The 18522-nt window shown below is 33.6% G+C and carries 14 protein-coding genes; all 14 read right to left on the bottom strand.

Features of this window, described 5'->3' with window-relative positions; genetic code table 11:
- Positions 1 to 101 precede the first annotated feature (101 nt).
- The 14 genes from E2558_RS03070 to trmFO all read right to left on the bottom strand — a co-directional run bounded on the left by E2558_RS03070 (position 102) and on the right by trmFO (position 18513).
- Positions 102 to 4412, bottom strand: coding sequence for a PolC-type DNA polymerase III (locus E2558_RS03070; protein WP_126567126.1), 4311 nt, complete (start codon positions 4410 to 4412; stop codon positions 102 to 104).
- A 229-nt stretch (positions 4413 to 4641) separates the two neighbouring features.
- A complete protein-coding gene (locus E2558_RS03065) occupies positions 4642 to 6342 on the bottom strand; it encodes a proline--tRNA ligase (RefSeq protein WP_126566639.1) in 1701 nt (566 codons plus the stop codon).
- 17 nt (positions 6343 to 6359) lie between these two features.
- A complete protein-coding gene (rseP, locus tag E2558_RS03060) occupies positions 6360 to 7646 on the bottom strand; it encodes an RIP metalloprotease RseP (RefSeq protein ID WP_126566636.1) in 1287 nt (428 codons plus the stop codon).
- A gap of 372 nt (positions 7647 to 8018) precedes the next feature.
- Positions 8019 to 8801 carry a phosphatidate cytidylyltransferase gene (locus E2558_RS03055; RefSeq protein WP_126566634.1) on the bottom strand — a complete coding sequence of 261 codons (783 nt, stop codon included), beginning with the start codon at positions 8799 to 8801 and terminating at the stop codon, positions 8019 to 8021.
- Between the two features lie 3 nt (positions 8802 to 8804).
- A complete protein-coding gene (locus tag E2558_RS03050) occupies positions 8805 to 9575 on the bottom strand; it encodes an isoprenyl transferase (RefSeq protein WP_126566632.1) in 771 nt (256 codons plus the stop codon).
- Positions 9576 to 9801: 226 nt separating this feature from the next.
- Entirely contained in the window at positions 9802 to 10356 is a 555-nt protein-coding gene (gene frr, locus E2558_RS03045) for a ribosome recycling factor (RefSeq protein ID WP_103328775.1), read from the bottom strand.
- Between the two features lie 15 nt (positions 10357 to 10371).
- Positions 10372 to 11094, bottom strand: coding sequence for a UMP kinase (gene pyrH, locus E2558_RS03040; RefSeq protein ID WP_103296946.1), 723 nt, complete (start codon positions 11092 to 11094; stop codon positions 10372 to 10374).
- Positions 11095 to 11234: 140 nt separating this feature from the next.
- Positions 11235 to 12113: a translation elongation factor Ts gene (gene tsf / locus E2558_RS03035; RefSeq protein WP_126566629.1), complete on the bottom strand. Its 879-nt coding sequence runs from the start codon at positions 12111 to 12113 to the stop codon at positions 11235 to 11237.
- 162 nt (positions 12114 to 12275) lie between these two features.
- A complete protein-coding gene (gene rpsB / locus E2558_RS03030; protein WP_103296943.1) occupies positions 12276 to 13064 on the bottom strand; it encodes a 30S ribosomal protein S2 in 789 nt (262 codons plus the stop codon).
- Positions 13065 to 13360: 296 nt separating this feature from the next.
- On the bottom strand, positions 13361 to 14134 hold the full coding sequence (codY, locus tag E2558_RS03025; RefSeq protein WP_126566626.1) for a GTP-sensing pleiotropic transcriptional regulator CodY: 774 nt from the start codon (positions 14132 to 14134) through the stop codon (positions 13361 to 13363).
- A gap of 21 nt (positions 14135 to 14155) precedes the next feature.
- Positions 14156 to 15559 carry an ATP-dependent protease ATPase subunit HslU gene (hslU, locus tag E2558_RS03020; RefSeq protein ID WP_126566623.1) on the bottom strand — a complete coding sequence of 468 codons (1404 nt, stop codon included), beginning with the start codon at positions 15557 to 15559 and terminating at the stop codon, positions 14156 to 14158.
- A gap of 62 nt (positions 15560 to 15621) precedes the next feature.
- Positions 15622 to 16167, bottom strand: a complete 546-nt coding sequence (gene hslV / locus E2558_RS03015; RefSeq protein ID WP_103296939.1) for an ATP-dependent protease subunit HslV — start codon at positions 16165 to 16167, stop codon at positions 15622 to 15624.
- Positions 16168 to 17061, bottom strand: a complete 894-nt coding sequence (gene xerC, locus E2558_RS03010; protein ID WP_126566620.1) for a tyrosine recombinase XerC — start codon at positions 17059 to 17061, stop codon at positions 16168 to 16170.
- A 144-nt stretch (positions 17062 to 17205) separates the two neighbouring features.
- On the bottom strand, positions 17206 to 18513 hold the full coding sequence (gene trmFO, locus E2558_RS03005; RefSeq protein WP_126566618.1) for an FADH(2)-oxidizing methylenetetrahydrofolate--tRNA-(uracil(54)-C(5))-methyltransferase TrmFO: 1308 nt from the start codon (positions 18511 to 18513) through the stop codon (positions 17206 to 17208).
- Between the last annotated feature and the right edge of the window lie 9 nt (positions 18514 to 18522).

Genomic DNA, 18522 nt, shown 5'->3' with positions numbered 1-18522 from the left:
TTATATCACAAGTTCATTTTTTAAACAAATTAAGCTATTTAAATAAAGCATTGAATAGTTCCAGTTTAGTAAAAAATAGTAACTTTGTTGGCCTACTCATTTTAGATATCAAAAATAGATAACTGTGCTTTATCTGGTAAATCTGGTAATGAACCTAAATCATCTAAATACTCAATGATTTTTTGTGATAAACCTGCTTTTTTATTTAAGTCTTCTTTAGATAAGAACGGACCATCTTCACGAGCTTCCACAATACGTTTCGCTACGTTCTCACCTAGACCGGGAACGGCGATAAATGGTGGTATTAAAGTATCGCCTTCGATAATAAAATCAAACGCCTGACTTTTTTCTAAGCTAATAGGTTGCATACGGAAACCTCTATGCGCCATTTCGTTCATTATTTCTAATACAGTTAACACGTCTTTCTCTTTCTTACCTAAATCCATATATCGAGAATACATATCTTTAACTGTATTTTTGATGCTTTCTTTATCTTTAATCATTGTAATTAAGTCAAAGTCTGAAGCACGAATAGTGAAATAAGCCGCATAATAGTATAAAGGATGATGAACTTTGAAATACGCGATACGCACAGCCATTAAAACATATGCAGCAGCATGGGCTTTAGGGAACATGTACTTAATTTTAAGGCATGAATCTAAATACCAATCTGGTACATCGTTTTCTTTCATAGCTTCAATCATTTCATCCGTTAAACCTTTACCTTTACGTACAGACTCCATTGTTTTAAAAGCCATAGATGGTTCTAGACCTGCATACATTAAATAAACCATGATATCGTCACGACAACCAATTACGCTTGATAAATCACAAATACCAGAGCGAATTAGTTCTTGCGCATTGCCTAGCCATACGTCTGTACCATGAGATAACCCTGAAATTTGAACAAGCTCTGAGAACGTTGTAGGTTTAGTATCTTCTAACATTTGACGCACAAATCCTGTACCAAATTCAGGCACTCCAAATGTTCCGGTTTTACATAAAATTTCTTCTTCAGTCACACCTAATGATTCAGGGCTACTAAAGATTTGCATCGTTTCTTTATCATCAACTGGAATCGTTTTAGGATCTATACCTGATAAATCTTGTAACATACGAATCATAGTTGGGTCATCGTGTCCAAGAATATCAAGTTTTAATACGTTATCATGAATAGAATGGAAGTCAAAGTGTGTGGTCATCCATGAAGCACTTTGGTCATCTGCTGGGAATTGAATAGGCGTAAAATCATATATATCCATGTAATCAGGTACTACGATAATACCGCCAGGGTGTTGTCCAGTCGTACGTTTAACACCAGTACATCCTTTAACTAGACGATCCACTTCAGCACCGCGTTTATGAATACCTTGATCATTTAAATAACCTTTTACATAACCAAAGGCAGTCTTTTCAGCAACAGTACCAATTGTTCCAGCACGAAATACTTTATCTTCACCAAATAACACTTTCGTATAGTTATGGGCGTTAGGTTGATATTCACCGCTAAAGTTCAAGTCAATATCAGGCACTTTATCCCCTTTAAATCCTAAGAACGTTTCGAACGGAATATCTTGTCCCTCTTTAATTAACTCAGCACCACATGTACCACATTTCTTGTCTGGTAAGTCAAATCCTGACCCTACTGACCCATCATCAAAGAATTCACTTGTCTTACAGTTTGGACAAATGTAGTGCGGTGGTAGTGGGTTAACTTCTGTAATTTCAGTCATTGTCGCAACGAAACTTGAACCTACAGAACCACGAGATCCTACAAGATAGCCATCATCTAATGATTTTTTAACTAATCGTTGAGAAATTAGATAGATTACAGAGAAACCATTACCGATAATACTTGCTAACTCTTTTTCTAAACGATCAATAACAATTTGAGGTAAATCTTCCCCATAAAGTTTTCGCGCATTAGCATAACTTAATTCTCGTATTTCTTCGTTAGCACCTTCCATACGTGGTGTGAACAGTTTATCTTTAATTGGAATAACTTTATCTATACGATCTGCTAATTCATTTGTATTTTTAACCACAATTTCATAGGCTTTTTCTTCTCCTAAGAAATGAAATTCGTCTAACATTTCATCTGTCGTTCTAAAATGAGCTTCTGGTAACGTTGAGCGATTTAAAGGATTACCTGGTTGAGAAGCAATCAAAATTTTACGTGCAATCGCATCATGTTCATATAAATAATGCGCATTACCAGTTGCTAATACCGGAATACCTGTACTCTCACCAGCTTTTAAGATACGATCATAAATTTCATATAGCGTTTCAGTATCTCTAATTAATTCACGATCAATTAAATCTTGATAAAGTTTTGGTGGTTGAACTTCAATGAAATCATAATATTTCGCGATTTTTTCAACTTCTGCTTGATCTCTTTGCATTACCGCAGTGAATAGTTCACCCTCATCACAAGCTGTACCCACTAAGATGCCTTCTCGATATTCATTTAACAGTGAACGTGGAATTCTTGGTGTGCGGTAATAATATTTAACTAATGATGCACTTACAATTTTGAAGAGATTTTTAAGTCCCTCTTGAGTTTGCACAATTAAAGTGACATGCTTAGGACGCGCACGTTTATAAGCATCTTCGTTGGTTAATTTTTTATTAATATCTTTATGATTTGTAACGCCTAACTCTTTCATTTGTTGCACCATTTTTATGAAAATGTAGGCTGTTGCCTCAGTATCGTAAATGGCTCTGTGGTGTTGTGTCAGTTCTACACCATATTTTTTAGCTAAGAAGTTCAAACCATGTTTACCATATTCCGTATTAATCGTACGAGATAATTCAAGCGTATCAATAACCCCATTTGTAGAAGGACCAAAACCAAGTCTTTCATATCCAGTATCAATAAAGCCCATATCGAATGAAGCATTATGCGCTACAAATATAGCGTCTCCAACCCATTCTTTAAATTCAGTTAATACTTCTTCAATTTCTGGAGCATCCGTTAACATATCATCCGTGATATGCGTTAAATTAATGATTGTTTCAGATAACTTTTCATGCGGGTTACTAAAACGTTCAAATTTATCGATAATTTCGCCGTCTTTCACTTTTACAGCGGCAAGTTCAATAATTTGATCATATTGGTTAGATAAACCTGTTGTCTCAACATCAAAGACGACATAAGTTGCTTCTTTTAAATCTCTATCTGTCGGTTTATAAGCAATTGGTACACCATCATCTACAAGCATACCTTCCATACCGTAAATCATTTTAATGCCATTTTTCTCAGCAGCACTATGCGCTTCTGGGAACGCCTGTACTACATTATGATCGGTTACTGCAATAGCTTTATGACCCCAGTTTGCTGCTTGCGCTACATAAGAGCCAATATTAGGAATCCCATCCATTTGACTCATAGACGTGTGTAAATGGAATTCAACACGTTTCTCTTCAGCTTTATCTTGTTTTGGTGTCTTTTTGATTTCCTCAATATCTGCCATCATCATGACTAAGTCACGCACAAATGTATCTTCTTCAATACGTCCTTGTGCACGTACCCATTTACCTACACTTAATGCTTTAAAGTGATCTAAGTCATCTTTATTTTTTCTAGTAAACATTTTTAGTACTAATGAATCTGTGTAGTCTGTCACTTTCAATTCTACGATGTGACGGCCACTTTTAAGTTCTTTCAGATTAATATCAAAGATGACCCCTTCAATAGCTACCTTAAATTCTTCTTCGATAATTGATTCAATTGGTTTAATATTCTCAACTTGAATTGGCTTACCAATTTGACATTTATCGACGCTACTTTCGTTATTATCTTGTTGTTTCGCTTTTTCAGCTTTGATTTTTTCCATTTTTTCGGTTGCTTCTCTTGCGCTTTTTTCATCTTCTTCTTGAATATGCGCCTCTAATGAAGCTAAGTCTTCATCCGTGTTAGACTCATCTGTTTCAAAGACAACTTTATCTATATCAAATCCACACTTTTGAAAAGCTTTAACCAAACTGCCGTTACATACTTTGTCAAAATGATTTCTTTCAATATCGTTTGAAGTCATAATCTTTAAAACATTACCAGACATAATTAAATGTTTCTGCTTTAGTTGTCCCTTCACTTTAGGTGATAAAGCAGTATGTTCGATGCAGTGACCAAAGTATTTGATTGCATGTTCATCTTGGTTACTCGTATTTTGTATCGTAAAATGCCAATCTACTTTTGCGATTTCTTTAAATTCTTCGGTGATTGCATTGGTAAAGATTAAATAATCTTCATTCGAAAGAAAGTATGGCAATGTAATTTGAAATTCCCATGTTCTATTTTTATTTGATACATCAACGCGCGTTAATTCCCCATTTTCAAGAATTTCTTTATCAAGTTGATTTGAAATTTTGATTTGGTCAGCAAGTACTCTAAATTTTTCTTGATTCGTCATTGCCACGACAGATAACCACCTTATTTCTTACTTAAATTCATCACAGTTGATAGTATTTTCAACTACCCTACATTCACAAACTTGATATCTATTATACTACTTCAATTATCATTTTTCATTCGTACAGATTATTTCTTTATTTTTTGAAAATTAATTCTATATACACAATGAAAAACGGTAAAAATGCCACAAACATTTTTACCGCTTCGAGTTAAACTTTTAAATAAATTTATAAGTTTTCATAAATTTTAGCTACATGTGCTTCTAAATCATCAATATGCACATCTTCGCTTTCACCAGTATGGCGTAATTTTACTTCAACGATACCTTCAGAAGCGTTCTTACCTACTACAATACGAATAGGTAAACCGATTAAATCAGCATCGTTGAATTTAACACCTGCACGTTCTTTACGATCATCGTATAACACATCGTACTTACCTTGGAATTGTGCATATAATTGATTAGCTAATTCAAGTTGTTCTTCTTTTTTAGGATTAATTGTAATTAAATGTAAATCAAATGGTGTCACTGATTTAGGCCAAATAATACCATTTTCATCATTATTTTGTTCTACAATCGCACTTAGCGTTCTAGAGACACCGATACCGTAGCAACCCATGATTAATGGTTGCGCTTTACCTTGATTATCTAAGAATGTTGCATTCATAGCTTCTGAATACTTAGTACCAAGTTTAAATACTTGTCCTACTTCGATACCTTCGGCAAATTTAGCTTCACCTGAACCATCGCTTAATTGTTCACCTTCTAAGATAAAGCGGAAGTCTCCATATTCATCAATCTTGAAGTCACGATCAACATTCGCATTTACATAATGGTAACCATCTTCATTTGCGCCTACAACGATATTATTTAAATCTTTAACATAATTGTCGGCATAGATTTTAATTTCTTTATCATGAATAGGACCTAATGAACCTGGGTTAGCACCTAATAAATTAACTATTTCATCTTGAGATGCCAATTCTACATTATCAGTGCCAAAGAATGATTTCACTTTCACATCATTTAATTCGTGATGCCCTCTTACTAAGAACATTATAAATTCGCCATCTACTTTGAAGATCATTGTTTTAACAATTTCATCTACTGGACGATTTAAAAAGTCAGCTAATTCTTGTGCAGTTTTAACATTTGGTGTTTCAATTTTACTTAATTCAGCAATATCTGTATGTTTTTCATTAGGATGATAAACCACTTCAGCTTTTTCGATATTTGCTGCATAGTCGCTATTTTCACTATAAACGATTGTGTCTTCACCAATTTTACTTAATGCCATAAATTCATGTGTATGGTTACCGCCGATAGCACCTGAATCTGCAACTACTGGACGAGCATTAATTCCTACTCGTTTAAATATACGGCTATAAGCGTTATACATATCTTGGTATGTTTGATCTAGTGATTCTTCGTCTGCATGGAAAGAATAAGCATCTTTCATGATGAATTCTCTACCACGTAATAAACCAAAGCGTGGGCGCTTCTCATCACGGAATTTAGATTGAATTTGGAATAAAGTAATTGGTAAACGTTTGTAAGATTTAAGTTCATCTCGTACGATTGAAGTCACTACTTCTTCGTGTGTTGGTCCTAAAGCAAATTCTCTACCATTGCGATCCTTTAAACGCATTAGTTCAGGACCATACGCTCCCCAACGACCTGACTCTTCCCATAACTCAGCTTGTTGAAGTGCAGGCATTAAAATTTCAACTGCATCAACACTTTCCATTTCTTCACGAATAATTTTAGAAATATTATTTAATACGCGTGTTGCTAGTGGTAAATAGCTATAAATACCACTTGTACTTTGTTTGATTAATCCTGCTTTTAATAATAATTGATGACTTAAAGCTTCTGCTTCTGCAGGTACTTCTCGCATCGTTGGTATGAATACTTTCGATTGTTTCATATCATTCTCCTCCTAAATTATAAGAAATAGCGTTGTATATCGTTCCAAGTAACCAGTACCATGATAATTACTACGAATATTGCCCCAACAGCTATGATAGCTGTTTCTGCTTTTTTATTCACTGGTCTTCTGAATATAGCTTCATAAATTACAAATAAAATTCTACCACCATCAAGTGCTGGAATTGGTAATAAGTTCATTATACCTAAGTTTACACTTAATAAAGCAGTATAGAATATAAGCGCGATGACACCTTGTTTAACCACTGAATCAACATTATGATAGATACCCACTGGTCCATTAAGCATGTCAAATGTGAAACCGCCAGTGAAGATGCTTGCTATCATTGTACCTACTGCTTTGAAAATGACTGTACTAGCGTTAACAAAATCTTCAATACCAGCTGGAATAGGTTTAAACAATGAGTGCTCATTTTTAGGTTGGAAACCTAGTACATATTTTGTAACTGAGTTCATTTTTGTTTGCTTAATCACTTGTTTTTTAGGTGTAATATCTAACGTTTTAACCTTGCCATCACGTTCAACTTTTAACGTTGTCTTATGATCTTTAATTTGATCGGCAGCTTTTTGAATATCTTCAAACTTATCTACCTTATGACTACCTAATTGTACAATCTTATCACCTGTTTTTAACCCGGCTTGTTGTGCTGGATAATTATCCGCCAATTGATTAACTGTAGTTGTAGGCGTTCCTTGGTAATAAGCTAAACCAATAAATAATACTATAGCCAAGAGGAAGTTAAATAATGGCCCTGCAAATAATGTTAAAAATTTGGGCAGTGGTTTTTTGTGAGCAAATTGACGATTTCTAGGCGCAATTTGAATTAAACTACCATTTTCTACAAAATACGCTTTCTTAGCAATATTGAAGTGATGTCTTTCATTATCATAAGTTGTAATACCTTCAATAAATAATTCGTCTTTAAAATCACATTGCTTTACTTCAATAGCTTCAATTTTTTGAAATTTATGCTGATCATCTAAAATAATATGTGTAATTTCATCTTGGTCATTTAATTTTATTTTTACATTCATACCTGGTTCAACGGGCGGTTCTTCAAGACCATCCCCGGCCATTCTTACGTAGCCTCCCACAGGTAGTAAACGGATCGTATAAAGGGTTTCGTCTTTACGGAAACTAAAAATTTTCGGTCCCATACCAATCGCAAATTCTGGACACATAATCCCTGCACGTTTAGCAAAGAACATATGACCATATTCATGTACCGTTACAAGCACACCAAATACGATAATAAATGAGACAATAGTGACTAAATAACTCACTCGCTACACCTCAATTAATTAAATTTATCTACTTCTATTCAATTCATAAGAATGTTGTAGATTATGTATGATTTTGTAGAGTTTTTCAAGCATTTATGACTGTATAACATTCCTTTCACTCTTCGTTCCATTATGCATGTCTAGCTCGTTTACACACCGTAAACTCCCACCGTTACGCATTACGTTCATCGATTGATAAAGGTTCTTTCAGTCATTTACTATATTTACTTTAACAAAATTTTCTAATTATTACCTTTGAGAAAAGGAGTTAAGAATTACGTGATTGAATGCTTCTAATCAACAGTAAATTCAATAACTCCTCAATTATACCATTATTCATTTTTTAAAAATAAATATTACATTAAATTCTCACTATATTTGTATTAATAATATGTTGAGTAAAGGTAACACAAACATAAAACTATCAAAACGGTCTAGTATACCACCATGTCCAGGTAAAATTCTGCCTGAATCTTTCACACCGAAATGACGTTTAAATCCTGATTCCACTAAGTCACCAAGTTGACCAAATACACTTAGGATTATCGTTACAAGTAACAGTAGCCAAATGTTTAAGTGGAAATCAACGAAAAATAGCATAACTAGTGGCACAATTAGACTACAAATTAATCCACCAATAAAACCTTCAATTGTTTTATTCGGGCTAATGACAGGCCACAATTTATGTTTGCCCATTAAACGACCAAATAAATATGCGCCTGTATCAGTTAACCATACAACTAAAAATGCATATAGTATATAGTGCAATCCATCTTCACGTGTAGCATAAAAATACATGAAACCTATGCCTACATAAGCAACCGACATTAAACAAAATGCTGCATCCATAAAACTAAATCTATTTTTAGAAAGTACAGTATAACTTAGTAATATAAAGCTCATTGCGATTAAACTTTTTAGCTGAACATCATTTACCCATTGCCCAGCATCTTGCGGTAACATAATAATAATTAACGCTAAAGCACTAAAAATACCTGGAATAGAAAGTAATTTGATCATATTCATATTCAACAGTTCTTTTAATGCAATTAAAGCTAGTAAATAAGCAAATAACATTAAAATAGTTCCACCTTTTAATAAAATAGGTAGAAATATAATTAAAGCTATAATCGCGGTTAAAGTTCTAACTTTCATACGCTACTCCTTACTTAATCCTCCAAAACGTCTTTGACGAGATTGGTATATTTTTAAACATTTTTTAAATTCCTCAGCATCAAAATCCGGCCATAACTTCTCATTGAATATAAATTCACTATAAGAAGATTGCCAAATTAGAAAATTACTAATGCGTTGTTCACCAGACGTGCGAATTAATAATTCAGGATCTGGGTAGGGATGCGTCATTAAATGTTTCGATATCATTGTTTCGTCGATGTCATTACTATCCTGACCATTATTTTGAAGCTCATCATAAATTGATTTCATACTTTGAACAATTTCAGCTCGTCCGCCATAGTTAATGGCAAATATTAATTTCAAACCTGTATTATCTTTTGTTTTCTCTTTTGCATATTCAATAGCATCAATAGTTGATTGAGGCACTGCCTCTAAAAAACCAATTGTTTCAATTTGGACATTTTTTTCTATTAATTCTGGTAGAAAAGTTTTTAAAAAATTAACAGGTAAATTCATGATATAATTAACTTCATTTTCAGGTCTAGACCAATTTTCCGTTGAAAAAGCGTATAAGGTTAAGTATTTAATACCTAAATTGCTCGCTTCACGCGTTACTTTTTTTATTGTTTGCATACCTTCATAATGACCTTTAATTCTAGGCATTTTACGCTTTTTAGCCCAACGTCCATTTCCGTCCATGATAATCGCTACATGTTCAGGTAAATTATGTAAATCTAAATCATCGTTGTGAGTGATTTTAGTCTTATTTCTTTGTATTAGCTTTTTAAACATGGTCTTTCCTCCGAGCCTGATCATCTCTGTTATATTATATTAGTTATTTAAGAAATCATCTATCATTTTATCATACTCGATAATGGCATTGAATAAGCAAATTAAAAAACTGTACCAAAGTCTGAATTGGCACAGTTTAGACTAAAATGATTATTGTACTATTATAATTAATAATACGATAAATTCACAAAATTTATGAATAATTAAACGGTATTAATATTCTAAATTATACAGACATGATATCTTTTTCTTTATCTTCTACTAATTGATCAATTTCTTTAATAGAATTATCAGTCGCTTTTTGAACATCTTCAGTTTGACTTCTTAAGTCATCTTCAGTAATATCGCCATTTTTTTCATCTTTTTTCAATTGATCATTAATATCACGACGAATATTACGGATTGAAACTTTAGCATCTTCACCAATTTTTTTCACGTTTTTAACTAATTCTTTACGACGTTCTTCTGTTAAAGCTGGAACTGTGATACGAATTACTTCACCATCACTAGTTGGGTTAACACCTAAGTTAGCAGCAATAATTGCTTTTTCGATATCAGCAACAGAAGTTTTATCGTAAGGTGAGATAACTAGTAAACGTGCTTCAGGCACATTGATACTTGCTAATTGTTGTACTGGTGTTGGTGCACCATAATAATCAACAGTTACACCATTTAATAAATTAGAGTTAGCTCTACCTGCACTGATATTAGCTAATTCACGTGATAAGTTATCGATAGATTTTTTCATTCTAGCTTTAGTATCTTGAATAATGTCACTCATGTTTTACACCTCAAATTATTTAGTAATTAAAGTACCGATTTTTTCACCCATTACTGCACGTTTAATATTTCCTTCTTCCATAATTGAGAAGACATTTAAAGGAATATTATTGTCCATACAGAATGATGAAGCAGTTGAGTCCATAACTTGTAATCCTTCTTGTAACATTTGGATATGAGTTAAGTGATCATATTTTACTGCATTTTTATCAACTTTAGGGTCAGCTGAATATACGCCATCTACATTATTTTTACCCATTAAAATAACATCAGCTTCAACCTCTGCTGCACGTAATGCTGCAGTTGTATCTGTAGAGAAGTATGGATTACCAATACCCGCTGCAAAGATAACCACACGTTTTTTCTCTAAGTGTCTGATCGCACGACGACGAATGTAAGGTTCTGCAACTTGTTTCATTTCAATTGAAGTTAATACGCGAGTATCACAGTCTAATTGTTCAAGGCTATCTTGTAAAGCAAGTGCATTCATTACAGTTGCTAACATACCCATATAATCAGCTGTACCGCGATCCATACCTAAATCGCTACCCGTTTTCCCTCTCCAGATATTGCCACCGCCAACAATTACAGCAATTTCACAATCCATTTTAGCTACTTCAGCTACTTGTTCAGCTACGCTTTTAATGATCATTGGATTAATTCCAAAGCCTTTATCTCCTGCAAGTGCCTCACCGCTAAGTTTTAAAACTACACGTTTATATTTAGAAGTTTGCGCCATTGTTTTTTCCTCTCTATTGTAAAAATATGTAATATATACAAGTAAAGAAGACACGAACGCGTCTTCTGAGATAAAGTAGAGCCTTTATCTAATAGAAAACCTCAAAGGTGCCTTCTTTCTTGTTTGGTAATTTTGAAAGATTATTTCATTTGTCCTTTTACTTCGTCAGCAAAGTTTTCTTCTCGTTTTTCCATACCTTCGCCTACTTCATAACGTACGAAGTCAACAAGTTTACCACCTTTAGATTTTAAGAAAGCTTCAACTGTTTGGTCTGGATCTTTAACGAAGTTTTGATCAACTGCACAAATTTCTTGAAGATATTTACGTAAACGTCCTTCAACCATTTTTTCAACGATTTTTTCAGGTTTACCTTCATTTAATGCTTGTTGTTTTAATACTTCTCTTTCGTGGCTGATTTCTTCTTCACTTACTTGATCAGATGAAACATATTTAGGGTTGATTGCTGCGATGTGCATAGCAACGTCTTTAGCTGCTTCTTCATCAGTTGAACCTTCAACAACAGTTAACACACCAATACGTCCACCCATGTGTAAGTATGCACCGAATGCATCGTTGTCAGATTTAGTTCTGATAGCAAAACGACGGATGCTTAATTTTTCACCGATAGTTGAGATAGCTTCTTTCATTCTTTCATCAACTGTTTGACCACTTGATAATTTAGTTTCTAATAAAGCTTCAACTGTTTCTGCTTTGCTTTCAAGAACTTGGTTAGCAATTTCTTTTACTAATTCTTGGAAACCTTCATTACGAGCAACGAAGTCTGTTTCAGAGTTGATTTCAACGATTGCAGCTTCATTACCTTTTACTTCAACGTGTACTAAACCTTCTGCTGCGATACGGTCAGCTTTTTTAGCTGCTTTAGCGATACCTTTTTCACGTAAGTAATCAATCGCTTTATCGATGTCACCATCAGTTTCAGTTAGCGCTTTTTTACAATCCATCATACCAGCGCCAGTTTTTTCACGTAATTCTTTTACAAGTTTTGCTGAAATTGCCATTAATTATTCCTCCAATATGTCTAATTGTAATAATAGATGATACTTAAATATTACCATTAAAGGCACTATAATTTCCAATACTCTATTATTATTTAATAAATATTTTTTTATTTGAAAAAAGGGCGATAAGCATTACATCTTATCACCCATTTAAACTATATCTTAGTTTGATTCAACAGTAGTATTTTCTTCAGTTGATTCTGCTTCTTGAGATTGTTCTTTTTCATCTAAATCGATGTTTTGTTCTGCAGCTACTTCATCGTTAGAAATACCTTGTTGACCTTCTAAGACAGCGTCTGCCATTTTACCAGTTAATAATTTAACGGCACGAATAGCATCGTCGTTCGCTGGGATAACGTAATCAATTTCATCAGGATCACAGTTAGTGTCAACAATACCAACGATTGGGATATTTAATTTACGTGCTTCAGCAATCGCGTTGCGCTCTTTACGAGGGTCAACTACGAATAATGCTTGAGGCATTGATTTCATATCACGAATACCGCCTAAGAATTTGATTAAACGGTCGTATTCTTTTTTAAGTTCAACAACTTCTTTTTTAGGTAATACTTCGAATAAACCGTCTTCTTCCATTTTTTCGATTTCAGAAATACGTTTAATACGTTTAGAAATTGTTTTATAGTTAGTTAAAATTCCGCCTAACCATCTTTGGTTAACGTAGAATTGTCCAGCACGTTCAGCTTCAGCTTTAACTGATTCTTGTGCTTGTTTTTTAGTACCTACAAATAAGACTTTACCGCCATCTTCAGATACTTGTTTTAAGAAATTGTAAGCTTCTTCAACTTTTTTCACTGTTTTTTGTAAGTCAATGATATAGATACCATTTCTTTCAGTGAAGATATATTTTTTCATTTTTGGGTTCCAACGGCGTGTTTGGTGACCGAAGTGAACACCGGCTTCTAGTAATTGTTTCATTGAAATTACTGCCATTTTAAATTCCTCCTATTGGTTATTTACCTCCATAATAAACTAATGTAAAGACAATTCTTAGAATTGCACCCTTTGCATATACGCTTATTATGTGTGTATTGGCTTTATAGCCGTCAACAATAATACCATATTTTTTTTACTAGTGCAATGGCTGATTTAATATCATTTATTTTAGAGAAAATAAAAACGAGCCATCAAGTTATCTTACCTGAAAGATTAACTTGGCTCGTTTCTATAAACTAGCTAAAATGAAAAATAATTTACTATAAAACTTTTTCGCTTCAAATGATTAACGCTTATTTATTACGATCTAATTCGTCTAAGAATTTTTCTTTTTTAACTTTAATGAATGTGCCTTTCATCCCTAACGATCGAGATTCAATTACACCAGCACTTTCTAATTTACGTAAGGCATTGACGATTACAGAACGAGTAATACCTACTCTGTCAGCAACTTTTGATGCGATTAACAATCCTTCATTGCCGCCTAATTCTTCAAAAATGTGTTCGATAGCTTCTTTTTCAGAATAAGAAAGTGAATTAATTGCCATCGTAATCGCTGCTTTATCACGTGCTTCTTTTTCCACTTCATTATGTTTCTCACGAAGAATTTCCATGCCAATAACTGTGGCTGCATATTCGCCTAAAACTAAATCATTTTCATTGAAGTCATCTTCAACACGTCCTAGTACTAATGTACCTAAACGTTCTCCACCACCTAAAATTGGAAACACAGTAGTACGACTGTTAATGAAAGTTTCTTTATCTTCAGGAGGAAAAACAGTTAATTCATTGTCAATTTTGATGTTAGATTCTGTTTGTTTAACATCCATTAATAGTTCAGTGTATTCGCTTGGAATGTGTCTGCTTTCTAACATCTCACTAATTCTTTCGCTTTTTAAAAGTTCATTTAAACTTGAACCTAAGATTTTTCCTCTACGTGATACAATAAACACGTTTGTCACAGTTACGTTACTAATTGTTTGAGCAACATCTTTAAAGTCTACAGCTATACCTTTATGTTTTTGTAATAACGTATTTAATTCTCTAGTTTTAGATAATAAGCTCATAAAATTTCTCCTTTATTTATATTATAAAATAAATGCACTTAAATCTTTATTAGTTGAAATAGATTTCAATTTATCATCAACATATTGAGGTGTTATATCTACGACCGCATTCGGCATGTTCGGAGCTTCATACGATAAATCTTCAAGCATTTTTTCTAAAATAGTGTGCAAGCGACGTGCACCAATGTTGTCCGTATCTTGGTTTACTTGATATGCCATCTCTGCTAAACGAGTAATCGCTTCCTCAGAGAAATTCACAGTAACATCTTCAGTCTTAAGTAAAGCTTCATATTGTTTAATAAGTGATAATTTAGGCTCTGTTAAAATTCTGAAGAAGTCATTTACTGTTAAACTTTCAAGTTCAACTCTAATTGGAAAACGACCTTGCAATTCAGGAATCAAGTCACTAGGTTTTGAAACGTGGAATGCTCCAGCCCCTATAAATAGCATATGTTCAGTGTTTACAGTACCATATTTCGTTTGAATCATGCTACCTTCAAGGATTGGTAAAATATCACGTTGTACACCTTGTCTTGATACATCTTGGCCGCTATTTGAATTATTTGTCGCAACTTTATCGATTTCATCAATAAAGATAATACCCATTTGTTCAGCTAATTCTAATGCTTCTTGATTAGCTGTTTCTTGATCGATTAATTCATCAGCGAAATCATCTATTAAAATTTTACGTGCCGTTTTCACTGGAACAACGCGTTCAACTTTACGTTTAGGCATAAGTTGATTCATCATATCTTGCATTTGTTGGTTTTGGTTTGTACCTAACATGCCTAATGCACCTGGATCTTGCTCAACTTTGATTCTAACTTTCTCTTCTTCAAGTTTACCATCCAAAAGTTGTTTTTTGATTTCAGAACGTTTTGTTTTAATTTCTTCGGTTGGTGTTTCTTCTTCCTCATCATCATGATTACCAAAGTTTGGAAGTGTGCCACCTAAAAGAGATTCAAGTGGGTTATTATTTTGTGACGCTTTTTTCTTCATACTAGGAACTAATAGTTTTACTAATTTTTCATTAGCTTTTTCAGTGGCTTCATCTTTAACTAAAGCTTTCTTTTGGTCCTTCACTAATCGTACTGCGACATCTACTAAATCTCTTACCATACTCTCAACGTCGCGACCTACATAGCCTACTTCAGTAAATTTAGTAGCTTCCACTTTAATAAAAGGTGCGCCTACTATTTTAGCCATACGACGTGCAATTTCCGTTTTACCTACACCTGTTGGACCAATCATTAAAATATTTTTAGGTGCGATTTCTTGTTTAGTTTCATCATCAAGAAGGCTTCTTCTATATCTGTTTCTTAAAGCGATTGCGACTTTACGTTTCGCATCATCTTGACTAACAATATATTCATCTAACTTAGATACGATATCTTTAGGTGTTAATTTTATACCGTTTGCATCCATTAACTATTACCTCCAACTAAATGTATGTCCATATCTATTCATTCCCATTTTTTATTAAACTATTATAAAGTTTCTACAATAATATTATCGTTTGTAAATACACAGATATCAGAGGCTACTTTTAAACTTTCGTAAGCCATTTCTTTAGCAGACATGTGTGTAGCATGACGTTTCAATGCTCTACCAGCACTTAATGCATAGTTACCGCCAGAACCAATCGCAATTAAATCATCGTCTGGTGCAATAACTTCTCCTGTTCCACTAACTACTAATATTGCATCTTTATCCATAACAATAAGCATCGCTTCAAGTTGACGTAATTGCTTATCTCCTCGCCATTCTTGAGCTAATTCAACAGCTGCACGTTCTAAATTACCACTGAATTGTTGCAACTTAGTTTCAAACTTTTCAAATAAAGTAAATGCATCTGCTACACTTCCAGCAAATCCAGCTAATACTTTACCTTCATATAAACGTCTAACCTTACGGGCAGTTTGTTTCATAATCACTTGTTCACCAAGTGTAACTTGGCCATCTCCTGCCATCGCTGCTTCTCCATTATGTCTCACTGCATAAATAGTTGTAGCATGTAATGATGTCTTGCTCATTTATTTACTCTCCTTTTTCGCTCGAGGATGTGCGTTTAAATATACCTTGCGTAATTGTTGATTTGACACATGCGTATACTTTCCAGTCGTGGAAAGATTTACATGGCCTAACAAAGATTGAACTGTTCTCAAATCAGCCCCTTGATTTAATAAATGAGTGGCAAACGTATGTCTTAATTTATGGGGATGAATTTCAGTTACTCCTGCAGTGCGTTTAACTACATCATTAAGCACATATCGAATTCCCCTAACCGTAATTGGGTCACCATTCATATTTACTATTAAATAAGGGTGCGATTTATGTTGAACGGGTTTAAATTCATTCAAATATTGTTCAATGCTTTGTCGACAAAATTCTCCAAACGGAACAAAGCGTTCTTTATTACCTTTTCCCAGTACTTTAACGCCTGGTAATGACATATCTATATCGGTAAGTTTAATATTTACTAATTCTGAAACACGTATGCCTGTTGCATATAATAATTCTAAGATAACTCGATCTCTTAATCCTTTTTTAGAATCTTTAGCTACGGTTTTAAACAATGCCTCCATCTCTTCTTCATAAAAGAATTGGGGTAAATATTGTTCTTTTTTAGGATGAACTAATTGCACAAAAGGATTGATGATTGAATTATCTTGAGTCATCCAAAATTCATAAAATGTTCTTAGCGTTGATATTTTTCTAGATACAGTCGTTCTTTTTAAATTTTGAGAATATAAAAAACTTAAATAATTTCTAGCATCTTTATATTCAAACGTATTTAATTTTAACATTTCTTGATTTAAAAAGCGGTTAAATTGCTCTAAATCATCATGATAAGATTTTAAGGTATGGTCGGAGAAATTTCTTTCAACTTTAAGCATATTTAAAAATGTTTTTTGGATTTCTTCCACTTAAAAATCCCCTCCATCATATGCATTGTAGCATATATTATGGAAGGGACTAAAATAATTAGCTATAGAATTCAAAATCTTTTGAGAATTGTTCAAAATATCGAAATAATACTTCTCAATTTTAATTTATATATAAATTAAAACTTATAGTGTCTTCTTAAAGTTCTCTAAATATTCTAAAGCTCTGTTTGCTTGTGCTTCGTAACGTTCTTTTTTATCTTTAATACGTTTCTCTAATGAAGGAAGTAAACCAAAATTAGCATTCATAGGTTGGAAGTTCTTTTCGTTTTTAGCATGAGAAATGTAATAAGCCATACTACCTATCATCGTTTCTCTAGGGAAAATAACTTCCCCTTTATTTTGAAGTTTATGCGCTAAATTAATTCCAGCTACAAGGCCACTTGCTGCACTCTCAACATAACCTTCAACTCCAGTCATTTGACCAGCAAATTGAATTCTTTTCTCATTAATTAACTCATATTTTTCATTTAAAACATCTGGTGAATTAATGAAAGTGTTTCTATGCATAACGCCGTATCTTACGATATCAACATTTTCTAAGCCTGGAATTAATCGAATAACTTCTTTTTGGGCACCCCATTTTAAATGCGTTTGGAAACCAACGATGTTATAAAGCGTACCAGCAGCATCATCTTGACGTAATTGTACAACCGCAAATGGGCGTTTGCCTGTTTTAGGATCTTCAAGACCAACTGGTTTCATAGGTCCGAATAATAGTGTCTTGCGACCACGTTCAGCCATTACTTCAAAAGGCATACATCCTTCGAAATACTTTTCTTTTTCAAATTCATTTGTTGGCGCAACTTCTGCTTCAAGCACTGCATCATAAAAACGGTTAAATTCTTCCTCTGTCATTGGACAGTTTAAGTAAGCCGCTTCACCTTTATCATAACGTGATTTTAGATACACTTTGTCCATATCGATTGAATCTTTTTCAATAATAGGTGCTGCAGCGTCATAGAAATATAACTGATCTTTGCCAGTGATGTCTACAATTTCTTTTGCTAAGTTCTCAGTAGTTAATGGTCCAGTAGCAATAATGGTATGACCTTCTGGAATGCTATGAATTTCTTCATTTAATACAGTCATATTTGGATGATTTCTTAATGTATCAGTAATATATCCTGAAAAATCATGTCTATCTACAGCTAAAGCGCCTCCTGCAGGTACTCTAGCTTTGTCAGCAGCTGCAATGATTAATGAGTCTAAGCGTCTCATTTCTTCTTTTAATACACCTACGCCATTAGTTAATGAATTACCTCTTAATGAGTTAGAACATACTAATTCAGCAAATTTATCTGTATGATGCGCTGGTGTTTGCTTCACTGGACGCATTTCAATTAGGTTAACTTTAATTCCTCGTTGTGCTAATTGGTAAGCAGCTTCTGAACCAGCTAAACCTGCACCAACTACGTTAACGGTTTGACTCATATTGATCCT

Source organism: Staphylococcus pragensis, assembly GCF_004785665.1.
GTDB lineage: Bacteria > Bacillota > Bacilli > Staphylococcales > Staphylococcaceae > Staphylococcus > Staphylococcus pragensis.
Note: the sequence above shows the minus strand (reverse complement) of the source record. Positions and strands in the feature narration are given on the sequence as shown.